Annotated in this window: 18 protein-coding genes and 3 pseudogenes; 11 read left to right on the top strand and 10 right to left on the bottom strand. The window is 59.7% G+C overall.

Features of this window, described 5'->3' with window-relative positions; all coding sequences use genetic code 11:
* The first annotated feature begins 49 nt into the window (after window positions 1-49).
* From FHT97_RS20730 to FHT97_RS30960, 3 genes and pseudogenes are all read left to right on the top strand, one after another.
* A complete protein-coding gene (locus FHT97_RS20730) occupies window positions 50-283 on the top strand; it encodes a DUF6429 family protein (protein WP_183864099.1) in 234 nt (77 codons plus the stop codon).
* Window positions 284-570: 287 nt separating this feature from the next.
* The gene (locus tag FHT97_RS20735) at window positions 571-1,404 is read left to right on the top strand and encodes a PhnD/SsuA/transferrin family substrate-binding protein (RefSeq protein ID WP_310503142.1); all 834 of its coding nucleotides are present in this window, start codon (window positions 571-573) and stop codon (window positions 1,402-1,404) included.
* A 38-nt stretch (window positions 1,405-1,442) separates the two neighbouring features.
* Window positions 1,443-1,577: pseudogene (locus FHT97_RS30960) on the top strand (glucose dehydrogenase); the annotation flags it as partial.
* A 531-nt stretch (window positions 1,578-2,108) separates the two neighbouring features.
* Here FHT97_RS30960 and hutC read toward each other — a convergent pair.
* A complete protein-coding gene (hutC, locus tag FHT97_RS20745) occupies window positions 2,109-2,861 on the bottom strand; it encodes a histidine utilization repressor (protein ID WP_183759181.1) in 753 nt (250 codons plus the stop codon).
* A 191-nt stretch (window positions 2,862-3,052) separates the two neighbouring features.
* On the opposite strand from hutC, the gene FHT97_RS20750 reads away from it, so the two are divergent.
* The 6 genes from FHT97_RS20750 to solA all read left to right on the top strand — a co-directional run bounded on the left by FHT97_RS20750 (window position 3,053) and on the right by solA (window position 8,918).
* The gene (locus FHT97_RS20750; protein ID WP_183759180.1) at window positions 3,053-3,895 is read left to right on the top strand and encodes a transporter substrate-binding domain-containing protein; all 843 of its coding nucleotides are present in this window, start codon (window positions 3,053-3,055) and stop codon (window positions 3,893-3,895) included.
* Between the two features lie 99 nt (window positions 3,896-3,994).
* On the top strand, window positions 3,995-4,720 hold the full coding sequence (locus FHT97_RS20755) for an ABC transporter permease subunit (RefSeq protein ID WP_183759179.1): 726 nt from the start codon (window positions 3,995-3,997) through the stop codon (window positions 4,718-4,720).
* Window positions 4,721-4,729: 9 nt separating this feature from the next.
* Window positions 4,730-5,434: an ABC transporter permease subunit gene (locus FHT97_RS20760; protein ID WP_183759178.1), complete on the top strand. Its 705-nt coding sequence runs from the start codon at window positions 4,730-4,732 to the stop codon at window positions 5,432-5,434.
* Window positions 5,435-5,463: 29 nt separating this feature from the next.
* On the top strand, window positions 5,464-6,240 hold the full coding sequence (locus tag FHT97_RS20765) for an ATP-binding cassette domain-containing protein (RefSeq protein WP_183759177.1): 777 nt from the start codon (window positions 5,464-5,466) through the stop codon (window positions 6,238-6,240).
* On the top strand, window positions 6,237-7,730 hold the full coding sequence (gene hutH, locus FHT97_RS20770) for a histidine ammonia-lyase (RefSeq protein WP_183759176.1): 1,494 nt from the start codon (window positions 6,237-6,239) through the stop codon (window positions 7,728-7,730). Before FHT97_RS20765 ends, hutH begins: the two co-directional genes overlap by 4 nt.
* Window positions 7,731-7,739: 9 nt before the next feature.
* Window positions 7,740-8,918 carry an N-methyl-L-tryptophan oxidase gene (gene solA / locus FHT97_RS20775; RefSeq protein ID WP_183864100.1) on the top strand — a complete coding sequence of 393 codons (1,179 nt, stop codon included), beginning with the start codon at window positions 7,740-7,742 and terminating at the stop codon, window positions 8,916-8,918.
* Here solA and FHT97_RS20780 read toward each other — a convergent pair.
* The 6 genes from FHT97_RS20780 to FHT97_RS20805 all read right to left on the bottom strand — a co-directional run bounded on the left by FHT97_RS20780 (window position 8,910) and on the right by FHT97_RS20805 (window position 14,965).
* On the bottom strand, window positions 8,910-9,980 hold the full coding sequence (locus tag FHT97_RS20780) for an ABC transporter ATP-binding protein (protein ID WP_183759174.1): 1,071 nt from the start codon (window positions 9,978-9,980) through the stop codon (window positions 8,910-8,912). The genes solA and FHT97_RS20780 overlap by 9 nt on opposite strands.
* Complete coding sequence (locus tag FHT97_RS20785) at window positions 9,977-10,906, bottom strand: PfkB family carbohydrate kinase (RefSeq protein WP_183864109.1); 930 nt, start codon at window positions 10,904-10,906, stop codon at window positions 9,977-9,979. Before FHT97_RS20785 ends, FHT97_RS20780 begins: the two co-directional genes overlap by 4 nt.
* Entirely contained in the window at window positions 10,906-11,928 is a 1,023-nt protein-coding gene (locus tag FHT97_RS20790; RefSeq protein WP_183864101.1) for an SIS domain-containing protein, read from the bottom strand. The genes FHT97_RS20785 and FHT97_RS20790 overlap by 1 nt, the downstream gene beginning before the upstream one ends.
* Window positions 11,925-12,770, bottom strand: a complete 846-nt coding sequence (locus FHT97_RS20795) for a carbohydrate ABC transporter permease (protein WP_183759171.1) — start codon at window positions 12,768-12,770, stop codon at window positions 11,925-11,927. The genes FHT97_RS20790 and FHT97_RS20795 overlap by 4 nt, the downstream gene beginning before the upstream one ends.
* Window positions 12,770-13,654 carry a sugar ABC transporter permease gene (locus FHT97_RS20800; protein ID WP_183759170.1) on the bottom strand — a complete coding sequence of 295 codons (885 nt, stop codon included), beginning with the start codon at window positions 13,652-13,654 and terminating at the stop codon, window positions 12,770-12,772. The genes FHT97_RS20795 and FHT97_RS20800 overlap by 1 nt, the downstream gene beginning before the upstream one ends.
* Window positions 13,655-13,726: 72 nt before the next feature.
* Window positions 13,727-14,965, bottom strand: a complete 1,239-nt coding sequence (locus tag FHT97_RS20805) for an extracellular solute-binding protein (protein ID WP_183864102.1) — start codon at window positions 14,963-14,965, stop codon at window positions 13,727-13,729.
* Window positions 14,966-15,179: 214 nt separating this feature from the next.
* Here FHT97_RS20805 and FHT97_RS20810 point away from each other — a divergent pair, with 214 nt between their 5' ends.
* Complete coding sequence (locus tag FHT97_RS20810; protein WP_183759168.1) at window positions 15,180-16,385, top strand: ROK family transcriptional regulator; 1,206 nt, start codon at window positions 15,180-15,182, stop codon at window positions 16,383-16,385.
* A gap of 330 nt (window positions 16,386-16,715) precedes the next feature.
* Here FHT97_RS20810 and FHT97_RS30965 read toward each other — a convergent pair.
* Window positions 16,716-16,911, bottom strand: a pseudogene (locus FHT97_RS30965) (cold shock domain-containing protein); the annotation flags it as partial.
* Between the two features lie 451 nt (window positions 16,912-17,362).
* Complete coding sequence (locus FHT97_RS20815; RefSeq protein WP_183864103.1) at window positions 17,363-18,088, bottom strand: ROK family protein; 726 nt, start codon at window positions 18,086-18,088, stop codon at window positions 17,363-17,365.
* 392 nt (window positions 18,089-18,480) lie between these two features.
* Here FHT97_RS20815 and FHT97_RS20820 point away from each other — a divergent pair, with 392 nt between their 5' ends.
* Entirely contained in the window at window positions 18,481-19,380 is a 900-nt protein-coding gene (locus FHT97_RS20820; RefSeq protein WP_183759166.1) for a fructose bisphosphate aldolase, read from the top strand.
* Window positions 19,381-20,426: 1,046 nt separating this feature from the next.
* Here the strand turns inward: FHT97_RS20820 and FHT97_RS20825 are convergent.
* Window positions 20,427-20,509: pseudogene (locus tag FHT97_RS20825) on the bottom strand (IS5/IS1182 family transposase); the annotation flags it as partial.

A 20,509-nucleotide genomic window follows, 5' to 3' on the forward strand; every position in this document is an offset into this window, starting at 1 on the left:
TGCGGTGGCGTTCGGAGATCCCGACTGTCAGCCGTGCTAGGATGAGGGCATGACCGTTGACGAAGACAAGATCGATGATGCTGTCCTGGCGCTCATGTGGCTCACCCTTCATGATGAACGGCGCGCGTGGAAGAGCTTCGACTGGGCGGTGACCGATCGCCTCTACAGCAAAGGACTGATCCACGATCCCGTAAACAAGTCGAAATCGGTATTCCTGACAGAGGAAGGGCTGGAGCGCTCGAGAGAATTGTTTCGGTTAATGTTCATGCGGAATCCGGAATAGCATCGGAGCCATTTCCTCAACGGCCCTTGCACGAGATATGTGGGCAGCTTCATCGGATGCTTGGAATACCTCCGGTCCTCGTCTATATTTCGAACAAAGATCTATAAGTATCTGAAAAGTTTTCGATAATGTGACTTGTTTGAAAGTCAGTGCGCGCCGCGATATCTCCGAGGGGCTTGATGCACTGATTGCACGATGACTTATTTGTCGGACGGGCAAAACTGCCTATTGCGAAACCGTGGGGTGTCACCGCATCTCTAGCGTAGACAGCGAAGAGAGGTCCTTCATTGCAGCTAAATCTGGTTGCCTCCCTACCCATGTATGACTGGCCCGAGGTCCGGGAAGAGACCAATGCACAATGGGAGCGACTTCGCGAGTCTCTTCGCTCGCGCGGCGTGACGGCGCCTGACCATCTTGCCCGAACCAACGGCGACCTTCCTCCGGTGCCGGGAGGCATCCTGGATGAGGCCGGCAAGGTCATCGCTTCCGATCCGGCAAATCTTCCCGCGGACGATCTCGATTTGAAAGGGCTCTGGTTACATCCCGGGCTTTTCCTCGCACAGGCATGCTGGGGACCGCTGGAGCGCGGTGTTGCGGATCATGTTCAGATCGTTGGTCAGCCGAGCTACGAAGGTATCGAGGGAGGTTGCGGTCCGTTCTACTCAAGCGCAATCATCATGCGTCGGGATGGACAAGACATATTGGTGTCGCCGGATGGTATCGCCCAAATTCCGATGAGTAAGCTGCGCGGACGCAGGCTTGCATTTAACGATCTCAGCTCCATGTCAGGCCTCCAAGCCCTGCTGTCTGACCTCGAGGCGATGGGAGAAACCATCGAGATCTTCTCTCAGCGCGTCCAGACAGGCAGTCACCGCCAGTCGATCGTAGCTATCGCCGAGGGGGGCGCAGATGTCGCTGCTATTGACTGCAAGACGCTTCTTCTGGCGAAGCGGTTTGAACCAGCGGCACGGGACGTCCAGGTCGTGGGATGGACGAAACCGCGTAAGGGACTGCCGTTCATTACCTCCCGGCACACTTCGGCGGAGGTTGTTGCATTGATGAGGGCGGTACTTGCACAGCTCGGATTGTGTGTCGACCCTGAGAGGAACCTCCCGTTTTAATCCGGCTAGACCAGAATTGGCCCGTGCAGCCCGATTTTCAACAGAACGTTTGAAAAGCCGGCGCGTTGATCGACCCCTCCGAGGTCGCGGACGCGATCTTCTTTATGCTCGCCAGGCCCCGTAACGTCACAATCCGTGACGTCGTGGTCCTGCCGAGCGCATTCGATATTTGAGGATGGATACCGGGGGACTGATGTATCATTCGTTTGGCTGCGATCAGTTACGCGACTGACAGCAGCCTCCGGTTCAAAGCAAGCCAAGTTGCACCACGCTCCGAGGAAAGAACGAAAAAAGGGCCGACGGAAAAACCGCCACCCATAATCTGTGAAGGTCAAAAACCTCCAGAGGTGAACAGCTGCTGCGGCGGAACTGGGAGGAAAGCCGCCATGTGCATCAGCCCTGATCGTTATGCCGCTTTTTTTGACCATTTGGAAAAAAAGTTTTGTGCAGAGCGGCTATGCAGTGGCCGCGGTGCTCGCCCAGGCAATAATCATTGCTGCCTTTGCGGGCCGCCCCGGCTGTTGCCGCCACAGTGTCCCGTCAACGCAGAGATCTAAGGCGCGGTAGCCAGCGACGATCCCGATCACCGCGAGCCCCGGTCAGTTTCGGAAACCCGAGTTTGCTCCAATGGATGTGGTTCGATTGCTTCGGGCGGGGTGTCGAGCGTCTGCGGGCGGCACGAAAAGACCGTCTTCCATATACAACTACGGCTGTTCTTCGAAGGTTTTACCTGTTCGTGCCTCCAGTCGATACCGGTTGCCGGGGTAGATAAGGCGAGCAGTGGAGACAACCTGTCGCCCGGACCATGTGCGGCGGCGAATTGCCAGGCACGGTTCGTTCTTAAGGATTGTCAACAGTTTGCATTCCCAGGATTGCGGCATTGCCGCCTCGACAATGTGTTCGGATCCGCTGAGTGGTGCAGCTGTGGTCAGATAGGCGTTGGGCGTCAGTGACTTGAAGTCCTGAGCCAGGTAGTCGGGCGCTGCTGCCGGGTTTACGAAGCGGTCCTCGATCTGGACTGGGACGCCGTTTTCGCTGTGCACGATCAGGGAGTGGAACACGGGTGCCCCGATATCGAGCTCGAGAGCGTCGGCTGTCTCCGGAGAGGCGGTTTCCCGCGCCAAAATTACCACGGATGCCTCGTGGGTATGGCCTCGCTCGGTGATTTCCTCGGCGATGTTACGAACTTCGAAGAGGGCGGAATAACCCTTGCGCTCAGCGACGAATGAGCCAACGCCCTGGATGCGGACAAGCTCGCCTTCACTAGCAAGCTCGCGCAGGGCGCGGTTGGCTGTCATCTTGCTTACGCCGAGTTCCGTCACGAGCTCGTTTTCGGAAGGGACGCGGTGCTTTGGGGGCCATTCGCCGCTATGGATGCGGTCGAGGATCATCTGCTTGACGCCGGCGTAGAGCGGTGCGGTATCGTTGTCCCGCTTCATCTCGCTTTGACGCTTCATTGGCTATTCCTTTCGCAGCGGCGGAATCCGCTCAGGCCGTCGACTTTCCACTTGCATAACACAAAATATCACATATGGTACCATATACAACCTCTCGAAAGATCGACCAGATCAAAGTCGACATCGGGCAAGCCGGCGAAGAACGGTATCGGACCGCAAGGTCAACAGTCACTTCAGAGGAGAATCAACCAATGACATTCCGCACGCTTCTTCTTTCTGGCGCTGTCGCGCTTTCTGCTTTTGCTGGTCCGGTCGCCGCCAAGGACTGGAAGGCTGCAACGATCACGTTGGAGGGTGCCTATGCGCCCTGGAACATGACCAATGCCGATGGCACGCTCGGCGGTTTCGAGCCTGAGCTTGCAAAGATCCTGTGCGAGCGCGCCAAGATCGAATGCACGCTCGTCGCCTCCGATTGGGACGGCATGATCCCGGCACTCAATGCCGGCAAGTTCGACGTCATCATGGATGCACTGTCGATTACCGATGACCGCAAGAAGGTCATTGGCTTCACGATCCCCTATGCTGCGACGCCCGCGGCCTTCGCAACCGCCAAGGATAGCCCGCTCGCCAAAGCAGCCGGAACCGGCGCGACGATCAAGATGGCGCCCGGCCAGACCGGCGTTAAGGAGGTCGATGCGCTGAAGGAAGCCTTCAAGGGCAAAACGATCGGCATTCAGGCGGCGACGGTCTATGCGAAGTTCGTCTACGACAATTTCGGCGACATCGCAGAAATCCGCGAATACAAGACCGGCGCAGACCGGGATCTCGACCTTCAGAACGGACGCATTGATCTCGGTTTCGACGATGCCGTCTATTTCGCCAATGCCTTCCAGTCCGCAAACGACAGCCTGACCTTCACCGGCCCTGAAATCGTCGGCCCGATCTGGGGCGAGGGCGAAGGCCTCGGCGTACGTCAGGCCGACACGGATCTCCGCGACAAGTTCAACGAAGCGATCAAGTCGGCGCTTGCCGACGGGACTGTGAAGCAGCTGTCGATGAAGTGGTTTAAGGTCGACGTCAGCCCGCAGAACTGATTTCCGGCAAGGCCGGACATCACGGTCTCCGGCCATGATGCCGGAGACCGCATGCTATTCTGACACCGCCGGGTCTGCGGCGGGCGCGGGGAACATGACATGGCAACACTGGAACTGATTGGATTCGGCTCGACCGGATGGGGTGCGCTTCTCCTGCTTGCAGCACTCATGACGTTGTGCGTGACTGCAAGCGCGCTGGCGATCGGAGCTGTGCTGGGGGCGATCATCGCTGCCGCAAAACTCTCTGGAAAAGCGGCTCTCGTTACCCTCGGCAACGTCTATACGACCGTTTTTCGCGGCGTGCCCGAACTCTTGATCATCTATCTGATCTACTTCGGGGGCTCGTCCGCCGTCACCTCGATCGGCAAGGCCATGGGCTATGAGGGCTTCCTGGGCATGCCTTCGTTTCTCGCCGGTGCGCTCGCGGTCGGCATCATATCGGGCGCCTACCAGGCAGAGGTGTTTCGCGGGGCATACCTTGCCATTTCCAAAGGTGAACTGGAAGCGGCCAACGCCATCGGCATGAACAGCAGCCTTCGGTTTCGCCGGGTCATCATCCCGCAAGTGCTGCGTTTTGCCGTCCCAGGCCTTGGAAACGTGTGGCAGCTCAGCCTCAAGGATTCGGCACTGATATCGGTGACGGGTCTCGCCGAACTGATGCGCACCAGTCAGGTCGCGGCTGGTTCGACGCGGCAGTATTTCCTGTTTTTCATTGTCGGCGGCATCCTCTATCTCGTCCTGACGAGCCTCTCCGACCGCATCTTCAATGGCGCCGAGCGGCGCGCCAATCGCAGCATGCCGACAGCGGCCATGGGAAAGGCGTGAGGTGACATCATGGACTTTGCTTTTCTCCTCCAGACAATGACAACCCTGCTCAAGGCCGTTCCGATGACCTTGGCGCTGTTTTCTCTGTCTGTCTTTGTCGGTGGTCTTCTTGCGCTGCTGATCGTGTGGATGCGTGTCGGCGGCAACCCGGTACTCTCCGCATTTGCAAAGGGCTACATCTTCGTCTTCCGCGGCTCGCCGCTGTTGATCCAGATGTTTCTCGTCTTCTACGGCCTTGGCCAGTTCGGGTTCATCCGCTACTCCTTCCTGTGGCCGTTCCTGCGAGAGCCGTTTGTCTGCGCCGTACTGTCTCTTGCGCTTTGCACCGCGGGCTACTCGGCCGAGATTTTCCGCGGAGGAATTCGCGCCGTCTCGCCACGCGAGATCGAGGCCGCCCGCTCGATCGGAATGTCCGGCGCTCTGCTCGTTCGCCGCATCCTGGCGCCAATTGCATTCCGGCACGCGCTCCCGGCCTATTCCACCGAGATCGTCCTGATGATGAAGTCGACAGCGCTTGCAAGCCTTGTGACGGTCTGGGAGGTGACAGGCGTAGCACAGCGTCTGATCTCGCAAACCTATCGCACGATGGAGGTGTTCCTCTGTGCGGCCATCATCTACCTCGTTCTCAACTTCATCATCCTGCAGGCAATGTCCCTGCTCGAATATTCGCTCTCGCGTCATCGTCGTGCGGTTCCGCCGGCGCTGAAGGCCTGAGAGACTGAACGGACACGATTGGAGCTTCCATGCCAGGCGTTACCCGACTTTCCGTCCGCAACATCCGCAAGAGCTTCGGTACGCACGAGGTCCTGAAGGGCATCTCGCTCGATGCTCAGGATGGCGACGTCATCTCCTTGCTCGGGGCCTCGGGCTCCGGCAAATCCACCTTCCTACGTTGCATCAACCTCCTGGAGACGGCAACCGATGGCGAGATCTGGGTCGACGGTGAACAGATCCGGATGATCCACAAGGGCGGCACGAGCCGTCCTGCCAGCCAGAAACAGGTCGATCATATTCGATCGGAACTCGGAATGGTGTTCCAGTCCTTCAATCTGTGGTCACACATGACGATCCTGCAGAACGTCATCGAGGGGCCGGTGCATGTGCTCAAACGCCCTCGGTCGGAGTGCATTGCCGAGGCGGAGGTCCTGTTGAAGAAGGTCGGAATAGCCGACAAGCGGCACGCCTATCCTGCGCATCTGTCCGGCGGCCAGCAGCAGCGTGCCGCCATTGCCCGTGCGCTTGCGATGAAGCCGAAGGTCATGCTGTTTGACGAGCCGACCTCGGCTCTCGACCCAGAGCTTGTTGGCGAGGTGCTGCGGGTCATGCGCTCTCTGGCGGAGGAGGGCATGACCATGCTTGTCGTCACGCACGAAATGAGCTTCGCCCGCAACGTCTCCAATCGCGTCGTCTTCATGAAGGAAGGGCTGGTCGAAAGCAGCGGTACGCCCGACGAGATGTTCGGTGGGAGCGCAACGCCGGCTTTTCGCCAGTTCATCGGTCATTTCGGGACAGGGCAATGACTGTTGTCGTCGAGACCTGCATCGGCTGGCGTGACGTTGCGCGCGTCGCGAACGGGGAGGCGCTTGCATTGTCTCCTTCCGCCTTGGCACGTGTGGAGAGTGCCAGCCGGATCGTCGAGCGGATCGTCGAGACCGGCGTGCGTGCCTACGGCATCAATACCGGCGTCGGTGCCCTGTCGGATACAGTTGTCGACCGCAGCTCGCAGAGCCGCCTGTCGCGCAACATCGTCCTCAGTCACGCCTGTGGTGTCGGCGAGCTCCTGGCGCCACGGGAGGTTCGAGCGATCCTGGCGGCTCAAATTGCAAACTTCGCTCACGGCCATTCGGGCGTCAGGACTGACATCCTCCGGTATCTGACTGCCTTCCTGGATCATGATCTCATTCCGGACGTGCCCTCGAAAGGCTCGGCCGGATACCTGACGCACAATGCCCACACCGCACTCGTTCTGATTGGCGAGGGAAGCGCAAAGGTGAGGGGCAAGACCCTGAAGGGTGGCGAGGCGCTTAGCGCCATTGGCCTTGCACCGCTCGTGCTTCGCGCCAAGGAGGGGCTCAGCCTCGTCAACGGCACGGCTTGCGCGACCGGCCTGGCAAGCGTTGCCCTCTCACGGGTCCTCCACCTGCTTGACTGGGCAGATGCGGTTGCCGCGCTGACCCTCGAGGCCGCCGGATGCCAGATGGCTGCCTTCGACGAAACCGTGCTGGCCCTGCGTCCGTCGCGCGGCATCGCCGAGGTTGGTGCATCGTTGCGCCGTCGGCTGGCTGGCAGCGGCCTGGTAACGGCTGCCCTTGGCAAGCGAACCCAGGATGCCCTCAGCCTGCGCTCGGTCCCACACGCGCATGGCGCCGCCCGCGACGTCTTTGCCAATGCGTCAGATGTCGTCGATCGCGAACTTGCCTCGGTGACCGATAATCCGGCTATCTCGGGCACGCCTGACGACCCGGTGGTTTCGTCCGAGGCGCACGCCGTCGCGCCCGCTCTTGCGCAGGCATGTGATAGCCTTGCGATTGCCATCGCCCAGATATCGGCAATGAGCGAGCGCCGTATGGACCGGCTCGTCAATCCGCTTGTCAGCGGTCTGCCGCCGTTCCTGGCAAGGGACGCCGGCAGCAATTCGGGTTTCATGATCGCGCAATATACGGCCGCCGCACTCAGCAACGAGAACCGCAGGCTGGCGGCACCCGCTTCCACCGACGGCGGCCTGACGTCAGGTCTGCAGGAAGATTTCCTTGCTCATCCCACTGCAGCGGCAAACAAGCTTCTGCAGGTCATCGACAACGCCGAGTATGTCGTCGCAATCGAACTGATGGCGGCTGCCCAGGCACACGATTTTCTTGAGCCGACCGCAAACCGGGCCAAGGGGACCGAGGCAATCCATCGCACAGCGCGCAAGGTCGTTTCGAACTATGGTGACGATCGTCCCCTGGCCGGTGACATGGAAGCCCTTCGAATGCTGATCCGCACCGAAGCGCCTCCGGACATGATTTAGGAAACGGATATGACAGCTCTATTCGATGTAGCCGTGATCGGCCTTGGTGCCATGGGATCTGCCACGCTCTCCTTTCTCGCCGAGCGGGGCGCCAAAACGATCGGCATCGATGCCTTTTATCCGGCTCATGCGCTGAGCTCGTCCCACGGAGACAGCCGCCTCATCCGGCTTGGCTATTTCGAGGATCCGTCCTACGTTCCGTTGCTGCGGCGCGCCTATCGAAACTGGAACGTGCTTGAAGCACGGCTTCGGGCGGAAATCCTGACAATCACCGGCGTCCTCCAGATTGGCGCAAGGGAAAGCAAGATCGTGTCAGGAACCCGTGCGTCCTGCCAGATGCACGGCCTGGCGCACCAGATCCTCGACAAGGAGGAAATGAACAGACGATTTCCCGCCTTCCAGCTCGATGACGAGGAGATCGCGGTCCTCGATCCGCAAGGCGGCTATCTCCGGCCGGAACTGGCGGTCATGGGCTACCTCAAGCTTGCGGCACAGGATGGTGCTGTCCTTCATTTCGGGGAACGTGTGATTGCAATCGAACCTGACGATGTGGGCGTGACGATCCGCTCCGCAGATGGTCAGTATCGCGCCAGGAAGGTCGTGGTTGCCACCGGGTCGTGGATCGCCGAGCTTGTTCCGGAGTTGCGAACACTGGCGACCCCGATCCGCCAAGTGGTCGCATGGTATCAGCCGAAGGATGGCTTCCTGACCCAGCCGCAGCGCATGCCGTGTTTCCTGCGAGACGAAGGGGCGGAGGGCTCCTTCTTCGGATTTCCCGCAATCGGGGTGGACGGGGTGAAGATCGGCCGGCACGCCCATTTCCGTGAGCCGATCGATCCCAACCAGCAAAATCCGCCGGTGAACGACAGAGATACGGCGCTCCTTGACGGCTTCGTCGGCAAGCGCGTGCCCGGAGCGGCCGGTCAGCGCGTGAACACGGTGACCTGCCGTTACACCATGCTTCCCAGCGAGGATTTCCTGCTAGATCTTGCTCCGGGCAATCCGAATGTGGTGGTCGCCTCGCCCTGCTCGGGACACGGTTTCAAGTTCACGAGTGTGGTCGGCGAAATTCTTGCCGACCTGGCGCTTCAGGGGGAAACCGGTCTTCCCGTTTCTGCCTTTTCCTTCAAGGCCCTTAACCGCTTCGTGGCTACCGGCAAAGCCGGGTCTGGGGCAGCGTCAGTTTAGGCGCAGTCCGCTCTCGGCGTCAAAGAGGTGGATTGCCTCTGCGGCGAAGGATAGCGTCAGCCGCTGGCCGTTTTCCAACAGGGTGCGCGGCGGCAGGCAGGCCATGATCCGCTGCGTTCCAGCAAGGGCGGTCACCACAAGTTCCGGGCCGGTCAGCTCGGCGACCTCGCATGTCGCCTCGATCGTATGCTCGCACGAGCCGGGTCCAAATGCTTCCGGACGAATCCCCGCAATCAGCTTCATGCCGTCGCCTGGCTTCGTTTCAAGTCCGCGCGGAATGGGCAGCACCATGTCGCTGCCGTCGACCTGAAGCTCGCTGCGGCGTGCGGTAACACGCAAAAGGTTCATCGGTGGTGCGCCGACGAAGGTGGCGACATAGAGGGTTGCCGGTCGGTCGTAGATTTCGGATGGCGACCCGAGCTGCTCGATCCGCCCGTCACGCATCACTGCGATGCGGCTGGCAAGCGTCATCGCCTCGATCTGGTCATGCGTTACGTAGACGACCGTTGTCTTAAGCATCTGATGCAGGCGCTTGAGTTCGGTTCGCATCTCCATGCGCAGCTTCGCATCAAGATTGGACAGTGGTTCGTCAAAGAGGAAGACCTCCGGTTTGCGCACCAGCGCCCGGCCGATTGCCACGCGTTGGCGCTGGCCCCCCGACAGCTGGCTTGGCTTTCGCTCGAGCAGGCTTTCGATCTGCAGCAACTTCGCGGCATCGCGTACCGCACGGTCGCGCTCCTCTCCCGGAACTTTGCGCATTTCCAGACCGAAACCGATATTGCGGTGCACGGTCAGGTTGGGATAGAGGGCATAGGACTGGAAGACCATGGCGATGTCGCGGTCCTTCGGATGCACTCCAAGGACGGAGCGGCCGCCGATGCGAACGTCGCCGCTCGTTGCCTCAGCCAATCCGGCAAGGATGTTGAGCAGGGTGGACTTTCCACAGCCTGACGAGCCGAGCAATACCAGAAATTCACCGCTTTCGAGCGCAATGTCGATGCCCTTTAGCGTTTCGACATCGCCGTATGTTTTGCGGATGTTTTTGATTTCGAGCGCACTCATTGAGCCATGTCCTTGGATGCGGGTTCGCTGCCGTAGCTGCGTGGAAGGGTGGAAATGGCCCGAGAGGCAACCTGTGTCCCCATGTCTAGGCAGGCGGCAAGCGGCATCCCTCTCGTCAATGCCGCAAGAAAGCCGGCATTGAAGACATCACCGGCACCAATCGTATCGACGACCGTGACGATCGGGGCGACCACCGAGATGCATTGTCCGTCGGATCCGATGGCAAGGGCGCCATCCGCGCCGCGCTTGACGACGACGATCGCACCATCTGGCATATGGGATCGGAGTTCGGCGGCTGCCTGCGCGGGATTGTCGAGGCCGGAAAGCGTGGTCGACTCCACCTCGTTGAGAAGCGCGATCGCACAGCGCGATAGCCAGCGTCGCGTGGCATCGCAGTTTTCGCTGGTCCAACCGTCGAGCGGCCAGCCTGTGTCGAGGGCAACGTCGATCCGATGCGCGTCCGCCCAATCGAAGAAGGCCTCGTAGTCCCGTGTCAGGTCCTCCGTCAGGAACGATCCGCAAAGCAGCAGGCAGCCTCCGGCGAGCCGCGTGCCATCGAGAACTGAAAGGACATCGGACAGGCTGAGGCGTGGGAGGTGACCGCGGGTCGTGAAGAAGGTGCGCTCGCCGTCGGGATGGGTGATGCCGACCGAAAGCGTCGTCTGCTCCGGGCGAACCGGCCAGTTAAGGGCGCGCTTCCCGAAAGTCTCGCTGAGCCATTTGCCGAACTGGTCATTGCCGACATTTGCGGCAATTTCGAAGGGAATGCCGAGCCCGTCCCAGGCAAGGGCGCTGTTGCCGGCTGCACCGCCGACACGCAATTCGTCATGGTCGACGATGATTTCGGTACCCGCCTTCGGCCAGGGTGCGGCTGGGCCAAGGATGAGGTCGACATTGACATTTCCGACGACGGCAAGAGGGCGCATCATTCGCTCCGGGTGATCTTGGTCGAGCGCACCGGCGTGCCGGCGTTGTCAACACGGGCGTCGGCGAAGGCAATCATCAGACGCTGGGCAGTAGGCAGCATCGCAAAGATTGCGGCAAGACCGGATGCAGGTTTGAAGCCGATGGTGACCGCACCCGGAACAGGGTCGTCTCCAGAAGCGTCGAAGATGACAACGGGTGCACCGGTCTCGACGACTGATACGGCCATGGCTGTCACCAGAGCGGCCGTGCTGTCCTGTCCCCTGAAGAGAACGACGCCGATCGCCGGGTCGAGCATCTCCATCGGTCCGTGCCGCAACTGCCCGCCCTCCAGTGAAAAGCAGGGTCGACGGGAGAGTTCGGTCAGGCCGAGCGCCAGCGCCTCTGCGAGGCCCTGCAGCCGCCGGCCCGAGGTAACGACCGTAGCCACCCGGCTCAAGGCGGTAAGGGCAGGATCTATGCTTGGCGCTTCCGGTGCGGTAAGTGCAGCGAGCGCTGCGGCGGGATCCTCGCCAAGGGCAGCCAGCACCGCAAGATGAAGGGCAAACGAGACCGTCAGGCTGCGCGTTGCAGCAAAGGCGAGTTCCGTTCCACCGGCGCCGACAAGGCACGTTGCGGTGCGGGCCAGGAAGGATCCGTCCTCGAGCGTCAGCCCGAACGTGTCCGGGCTGCCCCCGGTTTCCGAGAACCAGCGCACGACCTCGGCGCTCTCGCCCGATTGAGAGGTGATGATGACGGTTCTGCCGTCAAGCGTCAGCGGCTGCCCGAGCTGCTCAGACAAAGGCAGGGCGATCGCATCGATGCCGATCACCCGGTAGAGCGGCTCGACAGCGCGCCCAACCGCATGTGATCCGCCCATGCCGAGGAGGAGGAGCCTTCCGGTTTTCTTCAACGATGCGGCGATGGCCTCTGCGGCCTCCCTGGCGCCATGAAAGGAGGCGAGGGCGTCGGAATGCTGGCGTTCCATCTCGCGATTGATCGCAATCAGGCCGATGGGTCGTGTCGTTTCCATGGTGTTTGTCATCCCTTGACGCCGCCGCTTGTCAGCCCGGAAATCAGGGCGCGTTGCATGATGAGACCGACGAAAACTGGTGGCAGGGCGGCGAGCACACCGGCAGTTGCGATCAGGCCGTAATCCGAGACACGACCACCTGCCAGATCGGCGATGGCGACCGTGAGTGTCTTGGCGCGCTGGTCGGACGTGAAGAGAAGCGCGTAGAAGAATTCATCCCAGCCGAGCAGGAAGGCAAAGAGTGCGGAGGTTGCGACCACCGGCATGGCAAGCGGCAGCGTGATGATCTTCCAGGTCTGGAGCAGGCCTGCACCGTCGATCATCGCCGCGGCTTCGATCTCCTTGGGAATGGAATCGAACCCGGATTTCATGAGCCACGTTGTGAACGGCGCAAGGATCGTGAGATAGACGAGTGCAAGGCCAAAAACGTTGTTCAGCATGCCGAGATGGGCAAGACCCATGTAGAGCGGTACGGCAAGCGCAACGGGTGGCAGCATGTAGGTGGCGATCACCATTGAAAGCGACCATCCGACGGAGGGCGTGCGCGATACCGCCCAGCCCGCCGGAATGGCAAGTGCAATCGCCGCGATCGTTGCTATGCCAGCAACCTCGATGCTGTTCCTCAGCGACGCGGTGAACGCCGCGCCGGCGCTGTTTTCGAGAGTCGACAAAAGCACGCCGTACCGCGAGAAATCAGCTGACTGCGGCCACCAGCGTAGCGGCTTGGCGGAAAGATCGGCAGCCGGCGAAATGCTCATGACAAAGAGCCACAGGACAGGCGCCAGGATGACAGCGGCAAGCAGCAAGGCACAGGCATGGATGAAGATTGAGAAACATAGGCTCTTGCGTTCCATCAGGCAGCACTCCCGGCAGTCTTGCGCACCAGCGCCGCATAGGCGAGGGCAAGCAGCGTCACCAGCAGTGTGACGATCAGTGCGAGTGAAGCACCAGAACCGGCCCGCTGGAACGAGAAGGCTTCCTGGTAGACCAAGATCGAGAGCGTTCTCGTGCTGTTGGCGGGGCCGCCGCGTGTCATCACCCAGATGATGTCGAACACCTTAAACGCCTCGATCGTCCGCAGAACCAGGGCGACCATCAGCGGGCCGGCGAGATAGGGCAGGATCACGAAGCGAAAACGCGCAAAAGCGCCGGCACCATCGACGAGCGAGGCAGCCGTGATATCGCGGGGTACAGCCTGCAGGGCGGCAAGCGCGATCAGGGCCACCAGGGGGAAATTCTTCCAGCAGTCAGCGACAATCAGTGCGGCAAGCGCCGTTCCCGGTTCTCCGAGCCACGAGCGATAGGTATCGATGAGGCCGATCTGCGTCAGCGCCGCGTTGAGGGCGCCATATTCCGGATTATAGATCAGTCGCCAGAGTGTTGCGTTCACGACTGTCGGCAGTGCCCAGGGCAGGATCATCAACGCGCGCAACACGGCCCGTCCCTGGAAATCCTGGTTCAGTAGGAGTGCCGCAAGAACGCCGATCACCATCTCGGCGGCAACGGAGATGACCGCAAACCAGGTGGTCGTTATCAGTGTCCGCTGGAAATTCGAGCCGGACATCATCTTCACATAATTTTCGATGCCGACGAAATTGCCGGCCGTGCCGACAAGCTTGGCGTCTGTAAAGGAGAGACCGACGGTGTCGACCAAGGGCCATCCGATGACGGCGATCATCACGACAAGAAGCGGCAACATCAAAAGCCACGCGCGGGTCGTCATCCAGGTGCCGGACATCGGGCGTCTCTCAATTCATCGGATTGGCAAGGTGAAGCCAGGCGGCATGTGCCGCCTGGGTGTCGCTATCGGTCAGAGACCACTGTTTTCGGCAGCCGATTTCAGGGCATCTTCCGGCGAGGACTGGCCGAGAAGAGACTCCTGGATCGCCTGCTGGAGTGCCGTAGATAGCTCCTGGTATTTCGGCGTGGTCGGGCGCGGATACATGGCGGCGAGACCGATCTTGGCCGCAGAGATCAGTTCCTCCTGACCTTTCGTGACAGCTGGGTCATCATAGGAGGATGCCCAGATCGGCAGGCTGAGCTTTGCGAACTGGTTCTGCGTTGCCTGGGAAGTCATGAAGGCCACGTACTTCCAGGCCTCATCGGGATGCTTACTTGCTGTGGTTACGCCGAGGCCCATCGAGCCGTTGACTGCCGATGCTTCGCTCTTGCCGGCCACGCCCGGAGCTGGGACGACGCCGACCTTGCCTGCGACCTTGCTGTCCTTCGGGTCATTCGCCATGTTGTACATGTAGGTCCAGTTGAGCGCGAAGGCGGCATCGCCGTTCTGGAAGACCTTGCGGACGTCTTCTTCGAGAAATTCCTTGGAATTCGGATTTGTCAGCCCGGACTTGTAGCTGGCGACCATGTAGTTCAGCGCATCTAGACCGCCGCCATTCTGGAAGGCCGGCTTGCCGTCCTTCAGGAAATCACCCTTGTAGGCGCTGACGAGCGTAGTATAGTCGCAGATCGCGGCTTCCGCCTGCGACCAGCTCCAGGCGATTGGCGTTGCAAGAAGGCCCTTGTCCTTGATGGTCTTTGCCTGCTCGGTCAGTTCGTCCCAGGTCTTGGGCGGCGCCTTGATGCCGGCTTTCTCAAGAATTTCCTTGTTATAGAAGAGGTACTTCGTGTCTAGGATCCACGGCATGCCGTAGTATTTTCCGTCATACTGGACCGTTGTCCATGCGCCGGGGAGGACACCTTTCTTCATGTCGTCGGTTATGCGCGACGTGACGTCGACGAGGACCTTGTTGGTTGCATATTCAGCTGGCCAGATCACGTCGAAGAGGACGACATCATAGCCACCGCCGGACCCTTGGGCGAGCACGGTCTTGTCATGCAGGCCTTCATAGGGGACGAATTCGAGATTGACCTTGACGTCCGGGTTTGCCTTGGAAAAGGCATCGGTCATGGAGCGAACATCGGCTTCGCTATAGGCCGCCTGCGCCATGAAGAGCGCGTTGATCGTGGTTTCGGCAAAGGCATGCGGCGCGAAGGACGCGCCGATCAGTGCAGCGCCAAGCATCGTCTTATGTAGTGACTTCAACATTCCAGCCTCCAGTTTTTGACATTCACCGTTTTCCAAGGGCGGCCGTCGCCGCCATCAGCATTCGAACAGGCGCCGGCGAAGCGGCTGCCAGGTGCGGAGCGTCGTCAGAGCATGTCGCTCTCTGCGTTCCCCGGAACTCTGTGGTTCCTTATTAAGTCAATTCTCTTGACTTATTTGTTCTTCAATATTCTACTGCTGTCAAGAGGAAATCAGGATGAACGATGCGCGGCCCATAAGGGCAAAGAGTGGGACAAATCATGAAGGCACCAGCGCCCATAACAGACGAGTGCTGATGGATGCGCTGCGGATGAACGGGGCCCTGTCGCGGGCCGACCTTTCTCGCGCGACGAAGCTCACGAAACAGACCATCTCCAATATCATCGACGAACTCGAGGAGGAGGGACTGGTAAGCGCGCTGGATGCGGTTCGCAAAGGCAGGGGACAGCCATCGACACCCTATACACTGGTCCCGGAAGGTGCGTTTGCGATCGGACTGCAGATCGATCGGCACGTGACGCGGGCCGTCGCCGTCGATCTCGTCGGCAGCGTGCTCGCCCGAGCCGAAGCAAACTTGCCACCCATTGGTCCCTCCGGCGGTGTCGCGGTCATCTTGAAGCTTATCGAGAGAGTTCGCCTCGATCTTGCTGATATATTTGAACAATCAGAACGTCGTCTGGTTGGCCTCGGAGCCGCCATGCCCGGGCCGTTCGGCATCGATGCCGCCGTCGACGATCCGTGGATGATGGCGGCATGGCAGGCATTCCCGCTGATCGAGACGCTTTCCACAGGCACTGGCCTAAGTGTTCGCCTGCAAAACGATGCGGCCGCATGTGCAACTGCGGAGCGCATGGTCGGTGCTGCGAACGGGCTTGATCATGCCGTTTGCCTCTACCTGGGCTACGGCATCGGAGCCGGGCTCATTCTGGGGGGGGAGCTTTATAGCGGCGCCAACGGAAATGCCGGCGAGATCGGCATGGCCCTGCTTTCGGCGAGCGGCAGCCCGACTCCGCTCGAGCATCGCGCTTCGCTCGCGTCGCTCTACCAGCATCTGGGGATCGACCCGGCGGACACAGGCGTTTACGCGACGATTAACGCGCTGGCGCAAACGGACGACGCGAGAATTGAGAGCTGGATCGAAGAAGCCGTGATGGATCTGCGCTGGAGCATCCATCTGATCGAAACCATCTTCGACCCGCAGACCGTCATACTTTGCGGAGGGGCACCGGAAGCCCTCGCGCAGCGCCTGGTCGCGGCTGTGCATCCACTTACGCCGTCCCTCGCAGACCGGCGGGACCGGACCATTCCGCGGTTTCAACTCGGAATGACGGATTCATGGGCCGTCGCACGCGGTGCGGCCGCCGATCCCATCAGTCGCGCGTTCGATCCGAGCTTTGCGGCCATCCTGAAGGAATCGCTTTAGGATCAAGCCTCGCCAGGGGTACAACAGCCGGGCACCTCCGCCATTCACCAAATTCGGGGTCTTTTTTGCCTCATCGTTGCTGGGCCGGAGACTTGGCGATAACACAAAAAAGAAACCCGGTGCCATAGGCATCGGGTTTCCTTCGACTGCAGTTGAGGGGGGCGCAGTCAAATGCAACGGGCGTTGCGCCAAAAGAACTCGCGTCCTCCGCATTGGTTCCAAAATAAAAACGATCTCTTGCAACAACAGCATCCTGGGTGCCCGTCGGGCGAGGGCGGAACGGGAGACCGGTCTTGCTCTCCCCTCTGCCGAAGTCGGATAGCACAGATGCAGGTTGATCGCCTTTGGGGCCTTGCCGCTGCGATCCGGCTCGGTCGTAGGAAACCTGTTGCCCGTACCGTAATTCATAAAGGCCTGCGGCCGGAAGGCGGTTACGTGCACAAAGACATCTCTATCGCCGCCAATCTGGCTTGATGGAACCGAAGCCCTTGGCGGAATTGAAAAACTTCGCAGTGCCCTTGGCCATAGATCCTCCCATAGTTGAGCGAATGCTCGGTTTACGGTTGCGCAAGCGAAATCGCAGGGTCTGGAAGTGCCGGAGCCTCACGACATTGGAACGACGAGGAACGGATGACAACAAGAGTTTCCACGAATGTTCGCAGTTCAATCGTCCAACGCAGCAGTTCGTTCGAATGCCTTTGCCGACATTGCGTCCATCGTCGCGACGACCATTGCCTGCTAGCCGGAGATGGACGGCGCCTCTATCAAGGTCACTGAGGATGGCGGAGTTCTCATGCTCGAGGGGGAAGGCGCTATCGGCCCTGCCCTAGCCAGCGATATCGCAATGAGAAATATCGGCACGCGGTTCTTCAACCTTATCAGTCCATTATAGGCGTTTGTTTCGACTTTACTAGCGCGCTGTCTGACGCGTCTTTGGCGCGGGGCTGTGGGTCTGGCTCACCGTGGACGAGGGACGCTCAACAAGGTTTGAGACCGTCACCCTCCGGACCACGTGAAAGGATGATCGAGGTGTCCTGCCAGATGCGAAATCCACCGAAAAACGCGAGACGGTTGTCGCCTCTGATGCAGCCGCTGGGGAGTTCGTCAAGCTCATCGATCTGGCCTCCGCCGATCACAATGTAGTCGGGCAGCAAAGCGGCCTGAAGCCGTGCGACAACATCGAAAACGGACTCCTTCCACTTCTTGTGGCCGCGTCGAACGAGACCTCGCTTCCCAACATAATCCTCGAATGTTAGCTGCTTTCTGTAGGGCAAGTGTGCGAGCTCCAGCGGTTGAGCCACGCTTTCCATCACCATGGCCGATCCCAGGCCTGTTCCGAGGCCGAGAAACAACAGCCGCCCGCCCTTGTAGCTTCCTATTGCCTGCATAAGGGCGTCGTTGACGAGCTTGACTGGCTTTCCGAAAGCCTGGGAGAAATCAAAACCTTTCCACCCTGGCCCGAGGTTCGCGGGTTCCAGCGACGGACGGTTGTTGCGAACGGGACCCGGGTAACCGATCGATAGCACGTCATAGTCGATATCTTTCGCCATCAGCTTGATGGCATCGACCGCCTGCCGGGCTGAGAGTGCCGGTCCAGACCTGGTTTTTCGCTCTTCCACACCATGGGCAAGAATCTTCATGTTGTTGCCGCCGATATCAACGGCAAGAATCCGACGGTCAATGGTTTCGATGTGGCTCGTCATGCTCGCCCTTTTTACTTACCCGGCTTACTTAGATAACGCTCATCGGCGTTTGATAAAGGGGCCGTCATCCCCAAAAAAAACGACATGCAAAAGTCAAAGTGCGGTGGCCCGGAACGGGCGTCGGCGCTATGCGGATGAGAGCGAAGACACGGCAAGGCATGGCACTCGCCTGAGCCACTCTCACACTCTGGATATGGAAAAATCGTTGACAGCACCGCGCTTGGCCGAAACATTGGCTCGGGCAACCGCTGGCGCGGGTTGCTGAAACAGCACTTTCCGAGGAGTAAACTACACTCCGCCATTCGATCTCAGCCAAAATTGAAGCCTTTAGCCGGTCTGGTGAACCATCTTAGACACCAGGACGCTTGCAAGCATTACCCAAGGGGATGGAAATGACAGCAGATGAACGCATGATGTCACAGATGACCAGCAAGAAGGGCTTCATCGCCGCCCTTGATCAGAGCGGTGGGTCCACGCCGGCTGCGTTACGACTCTATGGCATCGCTGACTCCAACTACAGCGGCGAGGAGGAAATGTTTCGACTCATGCATGCGATGCGTGTGCGCATCATGACAGCGCCCGCCTTCACCGGTGACAAGATCATCGGGGCCATCCTGTTTGAAAGGACGATGGATGGAGATGCCGGTGGAAGGTCCGTCCCGTCGTTCCTGTGGGAGGATCGCGGCGTCGTCCCATTTCTGAAGGTCGACAAGGGACTGTCTGCCGAGGAGAACGGCGTTCAAGTCATGAAGCCGATGCCCGATCTCGACGCGCTCCTGGCCCGTGCCGTGAAGAAGGGAATTTTCGGAACGAAGATGAGGTCCGTGATTGCTCACGCTGACCGGGCGGGGATCGCTGCCGTAGTGAAGCAGCAATTTGATGTAGCTCGGCAGATCATCGGTCACGGACTTGTTCCGATCATAGAGCCGGAAGTGTCGATCAAAAGCCCCACCAAGGGGGAAGCGGAGGAGATCCTGCGCGAAGAGCTCGCCCGGGGACTCGACGCGCTTCCAGTGGGCGAGCGGGTGATGATCAAGCTCACCATTCCGACCGTTTCCGATTTCTACAAACCGCTTATCGACCACAGGTCGGTTGTTCGGGTGGTGGCCCTTTCTGGTGGCTACAGTCGCGCAGATGCATGCGAGAAGCTCACCCACAACCACGGCATGATTGCGAGCTTCTCACGAGCTCTGACAGAAGATCTTCGAGACTCGATGAGCGACAAGGAGTTCGACGCGAGCCTCGCAAGGACGGTCGACGAAATTTACAGCGCGAGTGCGTCCACAATCTGAATTGCCAATGTCACAAGCTTGAGCCACGAAAAAGGGGCAGCGGGAGATGTGCCGTCGCCTGTCGGCCTCCGTTCAATATCGGTCACCGGTCCGAGGCAGGTGCACGATCAGAACTGGCGGTCGCTGGGGGCAGGGCGATTGTCTCGCCTTGATGTTTTGAATCTTCGCCAAACGCCGCTTCGCCAATAGAGCCGCCACGTCAGACCACTCCTGACGCACGAGATTTCTACGTCCGGAAAAAAGGCCGGCACCTCCCTCGGCACCGACCTCTTCGATCTGTCTCAATGGCAACTTCCAGTACATCCGTGGTCAATTGTTTGCCGCGTCTCGAAACGTTACGTTGTTCAGTCCGAAGGCACGTTAAAGTTGACCTACCAAAAATGTCGGGCAGGACTTTTACATTGAATAGGACCACTGGCCCGGCGAAGATTTCTTCAAGCTTGCCCCGGCGCTGCGATCTCTGGACTGTTCGTTAGGAGACGAACAACTTCCGCGGACAGCTCGGCTACGTCATAAACTATAGCTGCTCCGTGGGCGCTAGTTGCCGTTGTGACGATCTGTGTTCGATGAGGTAGCGCAACCAATGACACCACCTGGTCGGGGTTTATGAAGACAGGCATCGATGCTTGCCCATTCAATGTCAATCGCACAAGCTTCATTGACGCTCTCCGTTCAAGAGTGATCTCGCGCAATAAACGCAACACTTCAATTTGAGTTCACCCCAAGCCCGGCGCAGGTTTATAACCTTTTCGGCGCCTTTCGGTACGTCAGCGCACACAGGGGGATGGTGCCCCGATGGGGCGGAAACAATCTTGAAATGGTGGAGAGGCCCGTCTTTCGCGGTGGCAACGACTTCTCATCCGGCCACTGGACAGGCCAAGGATTGCCGACGGCCGATGCTGAGGATCCCTTGAAACTTTTCCTGGAAGTCCAGTGGCAGAACATCGCGCATCGTAATCGCAGCGGCGCGGGAGTGCCAGGCTAAGCAGCTGCTGATGACAATTCCAGGCATTGGCGCCGTCACGGCCGTCTCCTAGGCCGTCGACTCATAAACTCTGACACCAGATCCTTGCCGCGACGAGTTTGACCGCTGCGAGATAGTTTTCCGGGCGCTTGTCGTAGCGAGTAG

The sequence above is a fragment of the Rhizobium sp. BK399 genome, from assembly GCF_014194695.1.
Lineage (GTDB): Bacteria > Pseudomonadota > Alphaproteobacteria > Rhizobiales > Rhizobiaceae > Rhizobium.